The following is a 19,490-nucleotide window of genomic DNA, read 5'->3' on the forward strand; positions in this document are numbered from 1 at the left end:
CACAATCAATCCTCCGGATCGTACCAGATGAGCATCTCTCGACGACAGGTCTTAGGCAGTGTTGGCGCGTCGGTGTTTTCGCCCGGCATCATCCGCGCCCAGGGCACGAGACCGATCAGGATCGGCGAGATCAACTCCTATAGCAGCGCGCCCGCGTTTACCCTGCCCTATCGTCGCGGCTGGCAGTTGGCGGTCGAACAGCTGAATGCGAGTGGAGGCCTGCTCGGGCGAGAGCTGCAGGTCATCAGCCGGGACGACGAAGGCAAGCCGAGCGTCGCGCTGCGTGCCGCCGAAGAACTGGTGCGGCGGAATGAAGTCGATCTTCTGGCCGGCGCATATCTGTCGAATGTCGGACTGGCGATCAGCGACTTCGCCCGGCAAAACCGGATCCTCTTCGTGGCGAGCGAACCGCTCACCGACGCCCTCGTTTGGGAGCAAGGACATCGATATTGTTACCGGCTCCGCCCCTCGACATACATGCTGGCAGCCATGCTGGTGGAGGAGGCAGCTCAATTGGAGGCGACGCGGTGGGCGACGATCGCCCCGAACTACGAATACGGGCAGTCGGCCGTAAGATGGTTCACGCAGCTTCTGAGCCGCCGTCGTCCCGACGTCGAGTTCATCAACAGTCAGTGGCCGCCGCTGGGTGCCATTGATGCCGGCGTGGTCGTCAACGCTCTCGCGCAGCAGAAGCCCGAAGCGATCCTCAACGCCACCTTCGGACCCGATCTCGCCAGATTTGTCCGGCAAGGCAATGATCGCGGCCTGTTCGAAGGGCGACACGTCGTGTCGTTCACGACCGGCGAACCCGAATACCTTCTTCCCCTCGGGCAGGACGCACCGGAAGGATGGATCGTGACCGGCTATCCGGTGACCGAGGTCTTGGATCACGCCAACAACGCCTTCATCTCGGCCTATTCCGCACGATATGGCGAGGCTCCCACGATGGGATCCGTGGTCGGTCACGCCTTGATCAGCTCCATCGTGGCGCCGATCGCGAAGCTCGGGAGATTCGATACCGAGGCGATGGCCGACGGCTTTGGCAACGTCGGCTTCGAAACGCCATTCGGCCCGGCGATTTGGCGTTCCATCGACCATCAGAGCACCATGGGGACCTTCGTCGGCCGCACCACTGTACGGGGCAACAAGGGTGTGATGGTGGACTGGAAATACCGGGACGGTGGAACGATGCTGCCGCCCGACGCCGAAGTTTTGAAGCTACGCCCGGCAACGTGAAGCGCTGGTACGGCCAAGGCTACGCCAGCCGACGTGTCATCCCCCGATCCGCACCCGGTGCGACGAGAGTCCTGTAGCGGCGTCGTCTCAGCATCCCGGCGGCAAGATCGGCGACACTCCCGGCGTTGGCGCCGCGCCTGAGGCGTTGGCCGGCAACACAGTCGCAGGCGCTGCGAGGTTCATCGAGACTCCCTCCGCGCAGGCCGTGCTGTTCGGGCTCGGCATGACGGCGGCATTCGGATCGATGCCGGTGCCGCCGGCGGCGCTGGTGTCCGCCAGGATCGTGCCGGGCGCGAGACTGGACGGCACTTGCGGGATCGAGAGCGGCAGGGACGCAGCGCTTGTCGCGAGCCCTCCCGGCGTCGAGCTGCATGCGACCGTCGTCCCCGTTCCCGCCGGTGCCGCTGCGGGAATCGTTCCGATGGAGCTGCCGGTTTGGCCTGTGACCGGCAATAGCGGAGCGCCGATGCCTGACGCTGACGAGCCGATGCTCGATACGATCGGGGTCGCCGGCACCGGCATCGGAGACGTCGATGGCGTGGCGCAGACGACGACCGTACCCGGCGTCGTCGGATCCGAGGCGAGCGGAACAGGCGCCAGCGTCGTGTCGGGAGTGCCAGGCTCGGTTGTTGCGGAAAACGGACCCGGACTATTGAGCGGCGAGGTGACGATCGCACCCGGTACGGTTGGAAGGCCCATCGCCGTGGTGCCCATCGTTGAGACCTGCGCCTCACTCGAAGAACAGCCCAACAGCAGGGCGATCGTTGTTGCGAGCACGATCCGGATCATCTCTATGCTCCTAACTGACCTCGACCTTGCGAATGGTGACCTTGCTGCCCTCCGCCAGGTTCACCGCCGGATTGAGCACGACCTGGTCGCCGGGCTGTAGCCCCTCGCGCACTTCAATTGTGGTGCCCAAGTCCCGCGCGATCGAGACGTGCTGCAGATGAACGGTGCCATTCCGCACGACCGCGACATGAAGACCGTTCTGATCGAAGACGAGCGCATCGGACGAGACGGTCATCGACGGCGTCTTGCGTGGGATCGACAGCTCGACCGTGCAGTAAATACCAGGACTTAAGGCACCGTCCGGATTGGGCACGTCGATCTCGGTCAGCAGAGTTCGGCTTCCCGGCTGCAATGCGCTTGCGATGCGCGTGACTTTCCCCGGAAACGTCCGCCCCGGAATCTCGGGGACGCGAATATCCGCGTCGACGCCCGGTCCAACTCCGAAGGCCTCGTCCTGCGGCACGAAAACCTGGGTTCGGATCACATTGGAATGCATCAGCGTGAACATGAAGGTCGACCCGGCCTGCACCAGGCTGCCATTGTCCACGTTGCGCTGTGTGATCACGCCGTCGAACGGCGCCACCACGCGCTGATAGGCCTTCTCCTGCTGGAGCACCCGAATCTGGGCTTCCTGCGCTGTGATGTTCGACTGGGCGACACCGACGGCCGCCTGCTGTGCACGCAGGGTGAGACGATCGTTGTCGCCCTGCTGTGCCGTCAGCCAGCCTTGCTTGACCAGATTGCTGTCGCGCGCATTGGTGACGTCGGCAAGCTCCCGGCTCGCTTGCGCCTGCTGCAAGGCGGCCTGGTTTTGGGCCAACGTCGCCTGGGCCTGGGCGATCTGCTGGTCGAGCTCCGGAGCGGTGATTGCCGCGAGAAGATCGCCTTTCTTGACCCGATCGCCGATATCCACGTAGCGCTTTTCGATATAGCCACTGGTCCGCGCGAAGATATTAGCTGCCTCGAACGCGGTCGTCGTCGCCGGCAAGGTAACCTTCATCAGATCGCCGCTGGGCCGGACCGCCGCCACCCGCACTTCCGGAATGGCGGTTCTCACCTGCTCCGCCACTGCAGCGACCTCACGCGCCGCCTGATAGTGCCGCCAGCCGCCAATGCCGAGACCGCCCGCGAGCAGCAGAAGCATCCCTCCTCCGAGCAGCGCGCCGCCGTAACGGCGTCCGGATGGCGCGGCCTTGCCGGGGAGCTCGACGATGCGGCGGCTCTCCGCATCGGGCGGGTCCCTCGCCTCGTCGTCATTGGTCCGCACACGAACGTCGCTCATTCCGGTTGCTCCTCGAATACGCCGTGGTGAGGCTTGCCATCGTTACCTTTGCGCAGCATGGCAAAGAGGTACGGCACGATCAGCAAAGTCGTCGGGGTCGCGAACAGAAGTCCGCCGATCACCGCGCGCGCGAGCGCGGCGTTCTGCTCCTCGCCCGGACCTCCGAGCGCCATCGGGATCATGCCCACGATCATCGCGGCAGCAGTCATCAAGACTGGACGGATCCTGGTGCGGCCCGCGCTCAGCGCCGCCTGGAACGCGGAATGTCCCTTCAATTGCTCATCACGCGCGAACGTCACGAGCAGGATCGAATTCGCGGAGGCAACGCCGACCGCCATGATCGCCCCCATCAGCGAAGGCACGTTCAGTGTCGTTCCGGTGATGAACAGCATCGTCAAGATGCCGCACAAGGTCGCCGGCAGCGCCATGATGACGACGAAGGGATCGCCGAAGTTCTGGTAGTTCACGACCATCAGCAGGTAGACCAGGATGGCGGCAAACAGCAGGCCGATTCCGAGATTGCGGAACGACTGATTCATGCTCTGGATCTGTCCCAGGACCTGGATCGAATTACCCGGCTGGAGCTGCTTCTGGAGTGTGGACGTGACCTTGTTGATATCGGCCGCGACGCCGCCGAGATCGCGACCCTGGACGCTCGCATAGACGTCAAACACCGGCTGGACGTTTGCCTGGTTCGAATTGGTGGGGACACTCCCCCGCTTGAACGTCGCGACATTGCTGAGGAGGCCGGGCACCGTCTGCCCGCTCGCGGCAAGCGAGGCCGACACCGGCGTATTTCCCAGTGCGTTCAGCGAATTGGCCCTGTATTCGGGCGTCTGCACGGCCAGATAATACGGGATGCCCGACGTCGGATCGGTCCAGAAGTTCGGCGAGACCTGAGCCGACGAACTGAGGCTGACATTGATATTGGTCGCCACCGTGCTGGCGTTGAGCCCGAGCTGCGCGGCCCGCGTGCGGTCGATGTCGGCATAGAACGCCGGAGCATCGACTTCCTGCTGCAGATGCGCATCGACGACACCGGGGATCGCCGCGAGGCTCTTCTGCAGCTCCTTGGCCACGGCCAGATTGTTGGCGCCGTAGCCAACCGTGCGGACATCGATCTGTGCCGGAAGACCGAAGTTCAGGATCTGCGTCACGATGTCGGCCGCCTGGAAATAGAACGTGTCCTCCGGGAACGCCGCCGGCAGCACCTGGCGCAGTTTCCTGACGTAGTCCGCGGTCGGCTTGTGTCCGTCCTTGAGCGACACGAGAATGGTGCCGTCGTTCACACCGATCGTCGAGCCGTCGGTGAATGCGAGATTGTAGGGACGCGCCGGAAGCCCGATATTGTCGACGATCAGCGCCCGGTCCCGCTCTGGAATCACTTCACGGATCATGTCTTCGACCGCCTGGAAGATCGCTTCCGTCTTCTCGATGCGGGTACCCGCGGGCGCGCGAACGTGGAGCTGGATCTGGCCGCCGTCGATCAGGGGATAGAAGTCCCTACCGACATAGACGAACATGGTGGCCCCAAGAGCAAGCACCAGCACCGCGACGACCGGCACGACAACGCGACGCCGAAGCAACGTCAACAGCAGGTCGGAATAGCCGTTGCGCAGGCGTTCGAATCCGCGGTCGAACATCGCCGAGGCGCGACCGAACATGCCCGACGGGCTTCCGCCCTCGCCATGGCGCCGTTCGCCTTTCAGCAGCAGGCCGATAGTGATCGGCGTCAGCGTTCGCGACAACGCATATGACGCCAGCATCGCGAACACCACCGCCAGACCCAGCGGGGTGAAGAGGTATTTGGCCGGCCCTTCCAGAAAGACGACCGAGGTGAACACACAGCTGATCGCGAGCGTGGAGACGAGCGTCGGCACTGCGATTTCAGCCGCCCCGTGCAGCGTCGCATCAGGCAACGGCATGCCTTCCTCGGTCCAGAGCCGGTGCGTGTTCTCGATCGTCACCGTGGAATCGTCGACCAGGATACCGACCGCGAGTGCAAGCCCGCCGAGCGTCATCGTGTTCAAGGTCTCGCCGAGACAATACAGCACGACCAGCGAAGACAGCATCGCCAGCGGGATCGAGATCAAGACGACCAGTGTCGATCGCCACGATCCCAGAAACAGCAGGATCATCATTGCAGTGAGGCCGGCCGCGATCGCGCCCTCGCGCAGCACGCCATCGACCGAATGGGTGACGAAGACCGACTGATCGAACAGCTCGTTGATCTTCAGCCCTGCAGGAGCCGACGCGCGAATCGAACTCAAGGCCTTCTTGACCCCGTTGACGACAGCGAGCGTCGAGGCATTTCCGTTCTTGATCACGCTGAGCAGGACGGCGCGATGACCGTCCTCGCGCACGATGTTCTGCTGGACCTGGGAGCCGTCCCGGACCTGGGCCACGTCCTTCAGGAAGATCGTGGCCCCGTTCACGAACTTGACCGGGATCATGTTGAGATCCTTGATCGAGGCCGGCGTGGCGTTGGTTCGAACGGTGTACTGGGTGTCGCCGATTTTCGTCGTCCCGGTGGGCAGCGTCAGATTTTGGGTGTTCACCGCATTGACGATGTCGAGCGGCGTCAATCCGCGCGACAGGAGCTTGTTCGGATCGATGTCGACCATGATCTGGCGGTACTTGCCGCCGGCAGGCGTGGGCAGCGTCACGCCCGGAACAGGCGCCAATTGCTGCCGGATACGGTAGATACCGAAATCGTATAATTGCTGCTCGTTCAGACTATTGGACTCGAGGCTGAGCTGCAGCACCGGCACGCTCGATGCATTGAACTGCACGATGATTGGCGGCTGAATGCCCGGCGGCATCAGAGCGCGGATGGCGTTGGTTGCCGAGACGATCTGCGAGATTGCGAGGTCGAGATTCACGTCCGGCTGGAAGTAGATCTTCTGAACCGACAGGCCGTTGAGAGTTTGCGCCTCGATGTTCTTGATGCCGCTGACATTGGCGCTGATCGAATACTGGCTGTAGGTGCTGACCCGCTGCTCCATCTCGGGCGTAGACAGGCCGGTGTAGCTCCACACCACCGTGACGACGGGAATGCGGATCTCCGGAAAAATGTCCGTCGGCATCGACCAGATCGCGATGCCGCCGAGAAACAGGATCAGTGCCGCAAGCACATAGAACGTGTGCGGAAACCGTAGCGCGAAGCGAACAATTCCCATGGTGGTTCTGCCTGAAGCAAGTTGCGCGGGATCATTGAACAGATGAGGACGGGAGAGCATCCGTTCAAATGAAAACGAATTCAGATGCTCCGTGGCAGGACAGACATCATTCGTACCGGCATCACCGCTTCTCGATCGCTCATGGAGCGGTGAGCTCCCGCGGTCGTGAGCCCGAGGCGCCGTCGGGGCGCTTGCGCGCCGCATCCTGCGCGGCAAGAATTGCGGCTCGCCTGACCTTGGCAAAGGCGCGGATCTCGATCTGCCGAACCCGCTCGCTGGAGATCGAAAGCTCGAAGCCGAGTTGGTCCAGCGTAACCGGGCATTCCGCCAGCCGCCTTGCCTCCAGAATATGACGCTCGCGCGCCGTGAGCATGCCCAGCGCAACGCGCAAGGCGTTGGTACGGCGCTCCGTCTGCTCATGATCGGCGAGCACCGTCTCCGCGTCGATCGCCTGATCGACCAGCAACGCTTCCCATTCGGTTCCCTGCTCGTCGTCGCCAACGCGCGCGTTCAGCGACATGTCACCGTTCAGGCGGGAATCCATCTCGATCACCTCACGCGCCGTGACGTCGAGCCTTTCCGCGATCGTCTCGGCGACATCGGGCGTGAGCGCCGCCATCGCGCCGCCCGCGGCTTTCCTCATCTCGCTACGGAGCTTGAAGAACAGCTTCTTCTGCGCTGCCGTCGTGCCGATCCTGACCAGAGACCAGGAGCGCAGGATGTATTCGTGAACCGAGGCCTTGATCCACCAAACCGCATAGGTGGAGAACCGCGCACCGCGGCCGGGTTCGAAGCGTGACGCCGCGATGACGAGGCCGAGATTTGCCTCCGCAATCACATCGGCCAAGGGCAGACCGTACCCCTTGTAGCCGCGCGCCACCTTGGCTGCGAGCCGGAGATGGCTCGTGACGAGCGCGTTCACGGCACCGCGGTCCCGCGTCTCCTGCCAGCGGCGCGCAAGCTGCTGCTCGTGACCGGGCTCAAGCAGTTCATAGCGCTTGATGGCGGCGGAATAGGCGCTGAGAAAGGGGAGCGATGGGGCTCCGGCCGCGACAGCCATGGCACCATTCCTCGCGACTTCGTGGCTCTGCATCTGTCACTCCCACATACGAAACCGGCAAGCGGACTCTAGGAAGCCTCCGAAGGAGGAGGCCACTGAATTGAGCGTAACAAACCTGAATTCGCCTTCAGACATTCGGCATGTCCTGGCATCGTGAACATCGCGCATCATGAGGGGCATCACATCTGATTGACGGTTGCGAGAGTTGGGGTCCGGGACCGGCATGCGGCGGCTTTGCTCGCCCTCCCGGTCCAGGCAAGGATCTCGATCCGCCCGCCGGGAGCCGGACCGATGATCAATCGAAAGCCATGCAGCTTGACGATGGCAGCCACCAGGCTCAGTCCCAGCCCGACCCCCGGCGTATTGCGCATCTTGTCGGAACGATAGAATCGCCGCAGCACCGCTTCGCGCTCCTGCGTGCTGATGCCGGGTCCGGTGTCACTTACGCGCACGAGCGCCGTGTCGTCTTCCGACACCAGTTCGAGCCTCACCTGGCCGCCGGGCGGCGTGAACTTGACGGCATTGTCCACGAGATTTGCCATCGCTTCGAACAACAGGTCCCGATCGCCCCACACCTGCACATTGCGATCGATGACGACGCCAAGCCCGATGCCCTTGTCTTCGGCGATGGGCTCATAGACGTCGCACACCTCGCGCAGGATCTCGTCGAGCGCAACGTTACCGAAACCGGCGGTGCGGCGGCTGTTCTCGATCTCGGTGAGGCGCAGCAAGGCGGTGACGATCGCGAGCGACTGGTCGATTCCGGCCATTGCCTTGTCCGTGACCTCCTGGAGCTGCTCCAGGGTGGTCGCATGCGTTCGGCCGCGCTCCAGCGCCAGGCGTGCGCGCGTGAGCGGCGTCCTGAGATCATGGGCGATATCGTTGCCGACACCGGCAAGCGCGTTGATCATGGTCTCCATCTCGGCGAGCATGCCGTTGACGATCCTGGCCAGTCGCGCGAACGGATCGTCGGAATTGTCCTCCGGAAGCCGCTCGCGCAACTCCCCGGCCACGATCCGCTGCACCCGCTGGTTCACCTCCTCCACGCGTCTCTGCGCGCGAACACTCAGCCACGCTCCGGCCAGCAGACAGAGGCAGAACGCCGGCAGCAGGCCGAGCGCGAGTGCCTGCCCCACGACACTTGAGATTTCGCGCGTCTCATCGACATTCCGTCCCATCACCAGGACATCGCCGTTCTCAAGACGCCTGCCCACGACCCTGATGACCGGTCCGTGGACCGCCGATTTCTCAATGAGGTCGAGCCGCACACCCTGCGCCGCTCCGCCGAGATCGAGTGCGCGCGGCAAGCTGTCGATGTTGCCGGCAAGCCGGGTGCCGGCAGCATTGAAAAGTCCCGCGTACTGCACGCCCCTGGAATCCTGCTCGAGATGATCGGAGATCGCTCCAATGCGGCGCCCCGACGGCAAATCGGCGATGAAATTGATCCGGGTCATGATCATGCGGTCGGATCGCGCGATCAGATAGTCGTCGAGCTTCCAATAGGTGAACGCGAACAGCCCAACTACGAACAGCGCAAATGCGGCCGCCACCGCCAGGGCCCAGAGGAACGTGTTCGAACGGATGAACTGAATTTGGCGCATCGAACCGGCACTCTTCGTCCGAGATGTGCTCCGCGAGCCCCTGGGTTTCGCGTCTCTATGCGCGCGAACGCAGAATGAAGCCGGAGCCGCGAACATTGTGGATGAGCTGCGTATCGCCGGGACCATCGACCTTGTGGCGCAGCCGGCCCATATGCACGTCGATCAGATTCGTCGTTGCCGGAACGAACTTGTAGTTCCAGACCTCTTCGAGCAGCATCGCGCGCGTGAGCAACTGATCGCTCCGGCGCATCATGTATTCGAGCAGGCGGAACTCGCGCGGCAACAGATCGATCTCGCGCTCGTCCCGTCGCGCGGTCCGCTCGATCAGGTCGAGCTCCAGCGGCCCGACATGCAACGTGGTCTCGCGGCTGTCCATCGGACGGCGCAGCAATGCCTCTATGCGCGCGACGAGCTCGATGATGGCGAACGGCTTGGTGAGATAGTCGTCTCCCCCCATGCGCAATCCGCGGACCCGATCGTCGACGGCGCCGAGCGCACTCAGAACCAGCACCGGCGTCCCGACCCGATCCTTGCGCAAGGCCTCGATCACGGTCAGTCCGTCCATTCCGGGCAGCATGCGATCGACGATCATGGCATCCGGACACGCCGCGCGCGCCCGATCGAGACCGTCGACGCCGTCAGGGGCCCATTGGACCTCAAAACCGCGATCGGCGAGTTCGGCGACGATCACCTCGGCGGTTTCGGCATCATCTTCGATCAGAAGAATCCGCGTCATGATCCTGCTCCCACGTTCTGCGAGGCGCTTCGGCCTGCGGCGCGGGAGCACGGGCTCGGCGGTCCGGAGCGTCATGTTCAATGCCCGCCCGCTCTGGACGCGCGGCGCCGCGCCAGCCTGCCATAGGCCACTCGTTGTCTGACGAGATAGTCCTGCGGAGCATGGGGCACCACTAAATAGCGATTCAGGAAGCGCGCCGAGCCCGTCGCCAACAGGGCCAGCGCGATGGCCATACGTCTCGCTGTCGTCATGATCATCTTCCGCCTCCATTCTGAACTGCGCTTTCATGAACATATGCCTGCGATGCGCTCCCCGTTACTCTCAAGGCAACGGATGTTGCGCATTCGCACGATCGTGCTTGCAGCGCCGCGCCGGCTCACAGGCCGTTGAAATCCGGTGAGCAATTCGTGCATTTGGATGACGCCCGGCCGTCCATACGTTGATGGTGAGCCGCTTGGTCGGCCTGATGTCATCAAAGGAGAAGCCGAAATGACCACTCTCAAACTCTTGTCGACGGGATTGATTGCAGCCGCCTTGCTCGGGGGACCCGTCATGGCGCGCGAGCACCATTCCGTCATGCGACAGCCCGCGATGACAACCGATACGGCCGCGTCGGACGCGCCCTTCTATCAGCAGGGAGGCCGCGTCTGCGTTCCCGCGCCGCGCGTCGGCGCTTTCGCGACGGCGCCGTGGACCGGCAACAACGTGCCTTGCGAGCCCGGCACGGGCAGCTTCTGATTGCGGCATTTCCTTGGCCGGCCGGGCGCCTCGGTCGGCCGTTCCTCATCGAACGACGGGGGCGGGCTGGAACGTTCAGCCCGCCCCTTCTGTGGGCCGCGGCCCCCGCGGGCAGGATCACCTTCCCTACCGGCGCGCCTCGTTCCTGAAGTCGAATTTAGTGGGATTGCCGCGCATCGCTCCTACCTCTCCTTTCATCACGAGCCTTGTCATCAGGAGCTTCGGCGACGGCACGACGCGGAAGCGGATTGCATGGGTGACCAGGCAGATCGACACGAAAGGAGTGTCCCATGAAACGAGCAATCATGATTTTGGCAACAGCGGCGCTTGCCTCGACCCTAGCCATCGGCGCGGCCGAGGCGCACGGCGGTGGCGGCGGCGGCGGCCACGGTGGTGGCTTTGGCGGCGGCGGCCACGGCAGTTTTGGCGGTGGTGGCTTTGGCGGCGGACATATGGGCTTCGGCGGCGGCGGCGCGCATTTCGGTGGCATGGCGCGTGATGGAGGCTTTGGCGGCGAACATCTCGGATTCGGCGGTCATGCCGGCAACGGCGGCATCGGCCTGCGCCAACATGCGTTCCACCGCTTTGGTCGCGATCGACCCGGATACGGATTCTACGGCGCCTATCCAGATTGCTACGATTGGTACGAGTTGCACCCCGACCAGCCGTTGCCGCTGAGCTGCAGCTAGTCTGCACACACGGCGCTCCGCCGTCGGTCCAGACCGACCGCGGAGGTTGCGGCGCCGCCCCGCTCGCGACTTGGCCGAGCCTGGCTCGGCCATCTTGCGATGCTGCTTCGCCAATAAGCTCTAGGAGGGGCGGAAGCCCGGAGGCATCGTTCGCCAGACTTTGTCTTTGAGGCAATAGGCACGGGCGCCCTCGGGAATATCTTCGGCGGCGCCGCCCTCATATTGCTCGTAAAGGAGCGCCGGGAACAGCCTCCCTTTGATCACCTTAATCATATCACCACGTCGAATGTCCGCGCCGGCTGTTCCCGTCAAAACCGACATGATCCCTCGCGAAGCGCACGTAGCATGCCAAACGAGCTCGTCGACCGGACGGGCTTGTCTGAAGCTATCTCGAAGCGGAACGGTCTTCCAATAACCCGAAAGGACTACTCCCTGAACGGGCTGCCCTTGCCGCCTGATGCCGAAGAGTCCGCGAGGATTCGGCTGCGGAGCGCGCGCAAGGCGGCTGGTTCTGAGGAGTTGCGTATCTCAAGTCCGAGCCGCACAGGTCCTAGCTCGTTTCTTGGCAGCAGCGGCCCCGCCAACGCGGTTACAATATAGCGGGGCCGCCTGCCCTACGGACATCGGTGCTTAACCTGGGCCCGAAGGCCACTAGACTCTACGCCGAGCGGCCGAGAACGCGGACTGGTCGAAGGAGGCACCCATTTCGGAGCGTCCCGGTCTGTCAGACCAGCATCCTGCTTTCGGCAGCACCTCTTTCTGAAGCGGAAGTCGCGCGACCGGACCGACTATTCGACGGTCACGGACTTCGCGAGATTTCGCGGCTGGTCCACGTCGGTCCCCATAATCGCGGCGCTGTGATAGGCAAGGAGTTGTAGCGGCACCGCGAGAGCCAGCGGCGCCACGATCGGGGGCATATCCGGCAACGCCAGGACCGAGCAACCACTGGACGCGGCGAGTGAAGCACCTCTCTCGTCGGTCAAGAGGATAATGCGGCCCCCGCGGGCGATCACCTCCTGCATATTCGACATGGTCTTTTCGAACGTCGCGTCGTACGGCGCGATGACGATGACCGGCAGGCCCTTGTCGATCAGCGCGATCGGTCCATGTTTGAGCTCGCCGGCCGCATAGCCCTCTGCGTGAATGTAAGTGACCTCCTTGAGCTTGAGGGCTCCCTCCAATGCCAGCGGATAATTGGTGCCCCGGCCTATGAATAGAGCGTCTCTGGCCCTGGCGATCTCACGCGCGAGCTCATGGACTTTCGGCTCCAGTTCGAGCGCGCGGGCCATATAGTCTGGAATCTCGGCAAGGGTCCGGACGAGTGAGCGCTCGTCTTCGGCCGAGAGCACACCGCGACTGCGACCGGCAGCGATTGCAATGCAGAGCAAGATTGCCAGCTGACAGGTGAACGCCTTTGTCGATGCGACCCCTATTTCCGGACCGGCCAATGTGGGCATTACGATGTGGCTCGAACGAGCCATCGTCGAGGTTTGCACGTTGACGACAGCGAGAACGCGCTGGCCGTGGGTCTTGGCGAACTCCAACGAAGCGAGCGTGTCGGCCGTTTCGCCGGACTGCGACACGAAAATCGCCAGATTGCCCGCGCCGAACGGAACATCGCGATAGCGGAACTCCGAAGCAATATCGATCTCGACCGGGAGCTTGGCGTAGCGCTCGAACCAGTACTTCGCAATCAGACCGGCGTAGAAGGAGGTCCCGCAAGCTACAATCGACACGCGATCGACTGTCCTGAGGTCCGCATCCACGCCCGCCGGCAACCTGATTGTCCCGTCGCGCGCGATATATTGCGCAAGCGTCTGCCCAACCACCTTCGGCTGTTCGTGAATCTCCTTCGCCATGAAGTGGCGATGCTCGCCCTTGTGAACAATCACGGCGGCACCGGCGATTTTGGCCGACGTACGGCGCAGGCGCGCGCCGTTCACGTCGATAAACTCGATCTGCTCTCGGGTCACAACGGCGAGATCGCCGTCCTCAAGGTAGGCGACAATATCCGTCAGAGGCGCGAGCGCCATCGCATCCGACCCCAGGAACATTTCGCCGCAACCGTAGCCAACAGCAAGCGGCGAGCCCTTTCGGGCACCGATCAGGAGATTGTCGTGCCCCTCGAACAGGAAGGCGAGCGCGAACGTTCCGCTCAAGCGCGGGAGCACCTTACGCACCGCTGCGACCGGCTCGTATCCGTTCTTCCGCTCGCGGCTAACGAGATGCGCAACCACTTCGGAGTCGGTTTCGGTCGCAAAATGTGCACCGGCCGCTTTGAGATCATTGCGCAACTCTCGATGGTTTTCGATGATCCCATTGTGCACGATCGCCACACCATCAACCATGTGAGGATGCGCATTCGTCTCATCGGGACGGCCGTGCGTTGCCCAGCGGGTGTGACCAATTCCGATCCGCCCGGCAAGCGGCTCCAAGTCGAGCCGACTCTTGAGGTTCACGAGCTTTCCGACCGCACGACGTCGCGTCAGCGAACCGTCCTCGAGAGTGGCAATACCGGCCGAGTCATATCCGCGATATTCAAGCCGCTTCAGCGCATCTAGAAGGAGAGCAGAGGCTGGGCCCCGCCCGACGACACCAACAATTCCGCACATAGCCTCTCTCCGAGCATCTATCAACGGGCCCACCAAGCGCAACCACGATTGCGGGCAATCTCCTAACGCGACGGCAGCGGCCTGGCCCCCTCACCTTTGGCCTGCCTGCTGCGCGTGCTTCGGCGAGACGCTCAAGCTAGCCGCCTCCCGGCCGTCCGCGCGCCTGTCGAATATCGTCGACAACATTGGCGAGTAGTATCGTGGGACGCGAATTCTAGCACGCGCAGCCGCCGATTGTATGATGATGACGGAGTAGACCTCATGCCCATAAGCTCCGCACTTGATCGTTACACCGACGCACGCATGACCAATCGTTCGGTTTGCCGCGGCCCGTTCGAGAGCTCGGCGGCGATGCGATTGAGCTGATGAAGCGCCGGGATTTGCGCTGACCGGCGCAGATTGAACGCGAGATGCTCTTTCCGAAACATCGAAAACAGTGAGATCCCTGCCGAGTTCGTTGCCAGCGCATAATCCACGACGAAGGCAGCAGCGATCTCGGTGAGGTCACCCCGGTATCCCATCTCGTAAAGGCCGCTCAGTATTTCCTTCTCCGATCCCAGCCTCGCGACAAGCGGATCGACGCTCGAAAATGATCCATACGTGACAAACGTCCTGCGCCGCGCAATCTCCGTCGACCTCTGAAGATTCGGCTCGAGCGGATTATTCGCGATCTGTATCAGCCGGTATGGTAGCGATTCATGGAGGTCGTCAATTCCACCCTCGTTATTGCCCGCAATCGAAATGGCGCGGGCCTTCCCGTCCTGGACGATGCGCTCGACCGCTCGAATGATGTCTTCGCGAACGACCTCTTCGCGGGTGGGACGGTGGAGAGCAAGCACGTCGACATAATCCGTGCGAAGCCGCCTCAAGCTGTCCTCGATGCTCGTGCTGATCAGCTCGGCCGATAGCGGCACTTTGAAGGGCTTGGACTTCATTGCGGAGAGGCGCGGTTGGATCCCGGGAAACACCGCAAGAGCGGCGCGCGCGATCGGCTTCAGGATCCGCTTAACGGCGGAGGTATCACGCGGGCGCATCCCGACCTTTGTGCAGATATGGACGCTGCCGCGCTTCCCGGATACGAATTGGCCTAAAATAGACTCGGCCATCCCATCGCCATACGAAGGCGCCACGTCGTACCAGGTTATTCCGGCGTCGTATGCGCGCTCGAGCCCCTCGATCCCCCTGCGAGCCCCAACGCGCCCCCCGAGCGACGCGCAGCCGAAACCGATGCTCGATACATTCGCGCCGAGAGCATCAACACGGACCATCTTCATCGCAAGCACCCCTGACCACGCCGTTTGCGCTCAAGTCACCGACGTCGATCGTTCGACAGCGCGTACTCCAAGCCGACGGCCACGTCGGGCAAGCCCGCCGCTGAAACATCTCTGCAGGTTTGCCTGGCTTCATCTTCATGCAAATGGATGATGACGGGGTTCGCTCGGACATTACATACGCTACGCCCCTGGAATTTGAGACAGTGGCGGGGATGCACGGAGTAGTCCGTTCGAGCGGCTGCTGGCAGCTCGGCTCCGCCGCCATCGTCAGGTGTGCTCATTTGCGCAATCGAGATGCGGCGCGATTGAGAGTTAACTTTCTGCGATCGATGGCGCCTTCTTCGCCGTTCGAAACTCCATCTAACTTGGACAGCGAATGTCATCTCGCTCAAAACAAGTTGCCGACGACGTTCTGGTGACCGGAGCTGCTGGCTTCATCGGTTTTCATGTCGCCCGTCGGCTGCTCGACGAGGGACGCCGGGTCGTCGGATTGGACAACATCAACAGCTACTACGATCCCGCCTTGAAGCGCGCGCGTCTCGACATTCTGCGCCGCGATCCGCGTTTTTCCTTCGTGCAGATCGATCTTGGACATCGGTCGACGATGGCCGAGTTGTTCGCAAAACATCGTTTTGCGAGAGTGGTCCATTTGGCCGCTCAGGCCGGCGTCCGGCATTCGATCGATCAGCCGCACGCTTATGTCGACGCCAATCTTGAGGGGTTCCTCAACGTCCTCGAAGGCTGCAGGCATAACGCCTGTGGTCATTTGATCTACGCATCATCATCGTCCGTGTACGGCGCCAATGCCGAGTTGCCATTTTCGACCCGGCATAGGGCCGACCACCCCGTCAGCTTCTATGCCGCGACGAAGAAAGCCAACGAGCTGATGGCCCATTCTTACAGCCACCTGTACCGGCTCCCGGTCACCGGCTTACGATTCTTTACGATCTACGGCCCGTGGGGCCGGCCCGACATGGCGATATTCCTGTTCGCCGACGCGATCGTCAAAGGCAAGCCGATCAAGCTCTTCAACCATGGCAGGATGCGGCGCGACTTCACCTATGTCGACGACGTCACGCGCGTCATCTCGCGGCTGATCGAGCGCGCTCCGGAGGACAACGCCGATGCGGCGGGCGCACCGGCCAAGCTCTACAATGTAGGCAATAACCGCCCGGAAGCGCTGATGCACGTCCTCGAATTGATCGAGAAAGAGCTGGGACGAACCACGGCGAAGGAAATGCTGCCAATGCAGCCTGGGGATGTTCCGGAAACGTTTGCCGACGTTGGCGATCTCATGCGCGATACCGGGTTTTCGCCCTCCACCCCTATCGAAACCGGCATATCCAATTTCGTCCGCTGGTATCGCGACTACTACCGGATATGATTTTCGAGATCATCTCCCCAAGGGTCAAACCGTCCGCTCCCGATCGATCGGCGTATCGGTTGCAACTTCTGCGCGGCGGTGATGGACGACCAGGCGGGACTTGCGAAGAAAAGAGCGCGGCCCCGGCGGGGGCATTGGGGATTCGCAGGGCCGGGGCCGCAACGCTGCGCCGAAGTGGGCTCCGTCGACGCAACATCATCGTAGTCCTCGAGAAGCAATTGTTCATTCTGAATTCGTGATCATAGAGATCAACGTCGGGGTACCCATCAATGATGATTGAGCCCTCCTAGAATAGCCGCTTGCTATGCGCGCCCCTGCGATGCGAAATCTTGACCGTGATGCGGGGGGCTCGCTGCAGTCATCGGAATGTTCGCGTTGTCCGGAGACATCCATGCCGCGGTATTTCTTTCATATCCACGACGGTCATTCAGTGCTCGACGATGTCGGACTTGATCTCCCCGACATTTCCGCGGCACGGACCACTGCGATCGAACTGAGCGGCGAGATCCTCAAGCACGACGTGATGGACCCACTCCTGCATTACATTTCCTGGCAGGTGGAAGTCAGCGACAGCCCCGAGCTTGGCGGCCGGTCGCTGTTCGTTCTTCAGTTCTCCATCGAGGGATAAGAGACCGAAAACGCAGCTTTGCCGGCGCTTGCGCAATCTGAAGGTGCAATAGTCGCTCGGCTGGGCTTCGGCGAAATGCCCGCATCTCGCACTGCAAACAGTGCGAGATGATGTCTTAGCGTTCCCCGGGCACCGGATCCGATCCAGCATGCGCCGGTTTGTCCTGCACCGAATTGGCGCGGTCATCCTGCGAGATGGCGAGGGCCGCAAGCGCAGTGCGATTGCCGATTTCAAGCTTCTGGAAAATGTTGTGGAGGTGAACCTTGATGGTGCCATCCGCAATGTTGAGCCGGCGGCCGATTTCCTTGTTGGACAGGCCACGAGAGACCAGGCGCATGATCTGCCGCTCGCGCTCGGTGAGCACCGCGAGCGCACTTTCCGGATTCGGACTCTGCTCGCGAGGCGCGGCCTGATCGGTGGGTGATAACGGAACAACGGTCTGGCCGTTGGCAATGTCTCGCAAGCCTTGCACCACGGCTTGGCCTGTCATCTCCTTGAGAAGGACACTGTACCCGGCGGGGGCGCCCGCCAACACAAGATCATAGTCCTCGCTGGGCGCGAAGAACACAAACCGCGTTGGTCGGCTGTCCGAATGGCTGAGCGAATTGTTCATCAGCGCGGTCAGCTCCGGCATTGCCGCATCCATGATCGCTATGTCGGGCGCAAGCGTCAAAATTGCCTGGATGCAACTCGCAGCATCGCCGCAGGATGCAACGACCTCAAAATCGGATTCTGAACCGAGAACACTTGCGAGACCCTGCAAAACCATTGGGTGTCGGTCTGCAATCACTACAGTCGCACGACGCATCGGGCGCTCCCTAACCTGCCGCCCCCAAAATTCCCGCGATTGAAGCTACAGGCCCCCGCCCTTGCCGCTCCAACATCAATTGATCACCAACAAATAAACTTCGAGCAATTCCCTAAAGTATCATTTGGCGTAGCGGACCTATGAGGCAAATAACCGCACGAGTCTGTGATCGCAATATACATCAAGTTCGCCGGATCAAAGGGCCGTATGAACCCGGTGGTCTCGGCTCACAACCGCTGGAGAGCGGTCTTGCCACTTGGCAAGTTCGAAAGCATCGCGATGGAGCAAGGCTTTCGCGAACGGATTCACCCGCTCAGGGCGAACATTCAAAGGTTGAATCAGTATTCTCTTTCGCCCCCAAGTCAATCTCCGACGACCATTCACCAACAGCTTGGGGACCCATCGGCCTATAACGAAAGGTATATAGGCAAAATCGAAAGATCGAATCTAACCTTCAGCAATTATTAACTAAACGGCGCCCGACTTCTGTAAATCAGAAAAAACGGGCTGTGCAATGCTTTGTTCCTTTTCCTGCGTGTTTTTCATTCAAGTTGTGTCATTGCGTTGGTTGCGGAGGGTAAGATGAGGAGGCGGCAATCCTGCAAAGTTGTTTTGATCGGACGAAACATTTTGCTGCGAGAGGGAATTTCTCAAATACTGCATGCGGCAGATTTTCAAATTGCGGTGTCGGCCTCGAGCACCGATGAAATTACAAGCACACTCCAGGCACATCAGCAGCTCCTGTTTGTGATTATCCACAGCACCGGCGAATTCGATGCAGCCATGAAGCACATCGGATTTGTAAGAGAGAACTATCCGGATGCGCGCGTAGCGATCGTTTCGGACCACTACCGGCCGGATGAGTTGATCGCGGCCTACAAGGCCGGCGCCAGCGGCTATTTCGTCGACGTCAATTCATGCGACGCTTTCATCAAGTCCATCGAACTCGTGACGATGGGCGAGACGGTGTTTCCACCGGCTTTCCTGTCATTCGTGCTCGATAGCGGTTTCGATCGCGAGCCTCAGCTTCAGCCAGTGATCGAAGAGCGATCAAATCTCCTCGTTGCGGCCGAAGAACGGATAGCACCTCATCTGTCACCGCGAGAGCGGGCGATTCTCTCCTATCTGATCGAGGGCAATTCCAACAAGTGCATTGCGCGAAAGATCGATATTGCCGAGGCGACCGTGAAGGTTCACGTCAAGGCGATCCTGCGCAAGATACGGGTCCAGAACAGGACGCAGGCCGCAATTTGGGGAATGAACAACGGATCACTGGTGCGGGTCTCGAATGGTCACGCGCTGCCGTTGTCAATCGATCGGGAACCTACGCTCAGCCTCGTGTCAAGCGACCGCGGACGTCACGAAATCGGCGCCGCAGAGCCGGACTAGCCTGGCGGATCGGCCTGACGCCCATCAAGCCCTCAACAAATGCCGGGCGGCGCCTATACGCGCCGCCCAGCTAACCGCGCCGGAC

17 protein-coding genes are annotated in these 19,490 nt (G+C 61.8%); 6 read left to right on the plus strand and 11 right to left on the minus strand.

Annotated features, from left to right (window positions below; translation table 11 throughout):
* The first annotated feature begins 27 nt into the window (after window positions 1-27).
* Window positions 28-1,236: an ABC transporter substrate-binding protein gene (locus AB7G19_RS28280; RefSeq protein ID WP_441268497.1), complete on the plus strand. Its 1,209-nt coding sequence runs from the start codon at window positions 28-30 to the stop codon at window positions 1,234-1,236.
* 87 nt (window positions 1,237-1,323) lie between these two features.
* Here AB7G19_RS28280 and AB7G19_RS28285 read toward each other — a convergent pair whose 3' ends face one another.
* From AB7G19_RS28285 to AB7G19_RS28315, 7 genes are all read right to left on the minus strand, one after another.
* Window positions 1,324-2,025, minus strand: a complete 702-nt coding sequence (locus AB7G19_RS28285; RefSeq protein WP_441268498.1) for a hypothetical protein — start codon at window positions 2,023-2,025, stop codon at window positions 1,324-1,326.
* Between the two features lie 10 nt (window positions 2,026-2,035).
* On the minus strand, window positions 2,036-3,307 hold the full coding sequence (locus AB7G19_RS28290; protein ID WP_441268499.1) for an efflux RND transporter periplasmic adaptor subunit: 1,272 nt from the start codon (window positions 3,305-3,307) through the stop codon (window positions 2,036-2,038).
* Window positions 3,304-6,486, minus strand: coding sequence for an efflux RND transporter permease subunit (locus AB7G19_RS28295; RefSeq protein ID WP_441268500.1), 3,183 nt, complete (start codon window positions 6,484-6,486; stop codon window positions 3,304-3,306). The genes AB7G19_RS28290 and AB7G19_RS28295 overlap by 4 nt, the downstream gene beginning before the upstream one ends.
* Window positions 6,487-6,625: 139 nt before the next feature.
* Window positions 6,626-7,546 (minus strand): RNA polymerase sigma factor RpoH, encoded by a 921-nt coding sequence (gene rpoH, locus AB7G19_RS28300; RefSeq protein WP_166353817.1) that lies wholly within the window; start codon window positions 7,544-7,546, stop codon window positions 6,626-6,628.
* A 179-nt stretch (window positions 7,547-7,725) separates the two neighbouring features.
* On the minus strand, window positions 7,726-9,147 hold the full coding sequence (locus tag AB7G19_RS28305; protein WP_441268501.1) for an ATP-binding protein: 1,422 nt from the start codon (window positions 9,145-9,147) through the stop codon (window positions 7,726-7,728).
* A gap of 55 nt (window positions 9,148-9,202) precedes the next feature.
* Window positions 9,203-9,883 (minus strand): response regulator transcription factor, encoded by a 681-nt coding sequence (locus tag AB7G19_RS28310; protein WP_014496376.1) that lies wholly within the window; start codon window positions 9,881-9,883, stop codon window positions 9,203-9,205.
* A gap of 77 nt (window positions 9,884-9,960) precedes the next feature.
* Window positions 9,961-10,140, minus strand: a complete 180-nt coding sequence (locus tag AB7G19_RS28315; protein WP_247308935.1) for a hypothetical protein — start codon at window positions 10,138-10,140, stop codon at window positions 9,961-9,963.
* Window positions 10,141-10,372: 232 nt separating this feature from the next.
* On the opposite strand from AB7G19_RS28315, the gene AB7G19_RS28320 reads away from it, so the two are divergent.
* Entirely contained in the window at window positions 10,373-10,621 is a 249-nt protein-coding gene (locus tag AB7G19_RS28320) for a hypothetical protein (RefSeq protein ID WP_441268502.1), read from the plus strand.
* Between the two features lie 290 nt (window positions 10,622-10,911).
* A complete protein-coding gene (locus tag AB7G19_RS28325) occupies window positions 10,912-11,310 on the plus strand; it encodes a hypothetical protein (RefSeq protein WP_441268503.1) in 399 nt (132 codons plus the stop codon).
* A gap of 120 nt (window positions 11,311-11,430) precedes the next feature.
* On the opposite strand, the gene AB7G19_RS28330 is transcribed toward AB7G19_RS28325, so the two are convergent.
* From AB7G19_RS28330 to AB7G19_RS28340, 3 genes are all read right to left on the minus strand, one after another.
* Complete coding sequence (locus AB7G19_RS28330) at window positions 11,431-11,631, minus strand: hypothetical protein (RefSeq protein ID WP_014496380.1); 201 nt, start codon at window positions 11,629-11,631, stop codon at window positions 11,431-11,433.
* Window positions 11,632-12,098: 467 nt separating this feature from the next.
* Entirely contained in the window at window positions 12,099-13,922 is a 1,824-nt protein-coding gene (glmS, locus tag AB7G19_RS28335; RefSeq protein ID WP_441268504.1) for a glutamine--fructose-6-phosphate transaminase (isomerizing), read from the minus strand.
* A gap of 287 nt (window positions 13,923-14,209) precedes the next feature.
* Window positions 14,210-15,196 (minus strand): aldo/keto reductase, encoded by a 987-nt coding sequence (locus AB7G19_RS28340; RefSeq protein ID WP_441268505.1) that lies wholly within the window; start codon window positions 15,194-15,196, stop codon window positions 14,210-14,212.
* A gap of 376 nt (window positions 15,197-15,572) precedes the next feature.
* Here AB7G19_RS28340 and AB7G19_RS28345 point away from each other — a divergent pair, with 376 nt between their 5' ends.
* A complete protein-coding gene (locus tag AB7G19_RS28345) occupies window positions 15,573-16,580 on the plus strand; it encodes an NAD-dependent epimerase (RefSeq protein WP_441268506.1) in 1,008 nt (335 codons plus the stop codon).
* A gap of 391 nt (window positions 16,581-16,971) precedes the next feature.
* Complete coding sequence (locus tag AB7G19_RS28350; protein WP_028147263.1) at window positions 16,972-17,208, plus strand: DUF6894 family protein; 237 nt, start codon at window positions 16,972-16,974, stop codon at window positions 17,206-17,208.
* Window positions 17,209-17,323: 115 nt separating this feature from the next.
* Here the strand turns inward: AB7G19_RS28350 and AB7G19_RS28355 are convergent, their stop codons facing one another.
* Entirely contained in the window at window positions 17,324-18,016 is a 693-nt protein-coding gene (locus AB7G19_RS28355; protein WP_441268507.1) for a LuxR C-terminal-related transcriptional regulator, read from the minus strand.
* 582 nt (window positions 18,017-18,598) lie between these two features.
* Between AB7G19_RS28355 and AB7G19_RS28360 the strand changes: the two genes are divergently transcribed.
* Window positions 18,599-19,405 (plus strand): LuxR C-terminal-related transcriptional regulator, encoded by an 807-nt coding sequence (locus tag AB7G19_RS28360; RefSeq protein ID WP_085401020.1) that lies wholly within the window; start codon window positions 18,599-18,601, stop codon window positions 19,403-19,405.
* Window positions 19,406-19,490 lie beyond the last annotated feature (85 nt).

Source organism: Bradyrhizobium sp. 215_C5_N1_1, from assembly GCF_052075935.1.
In the GTDB taxonomy this organism is placed as follows: domain Bacteria; phylum Pseudomonadota; class Alphaproteobacteria; order Rhizobiales; family Xanthobacteraceae; genus Bradyrhizobium; species Bradyrhizobium barranii.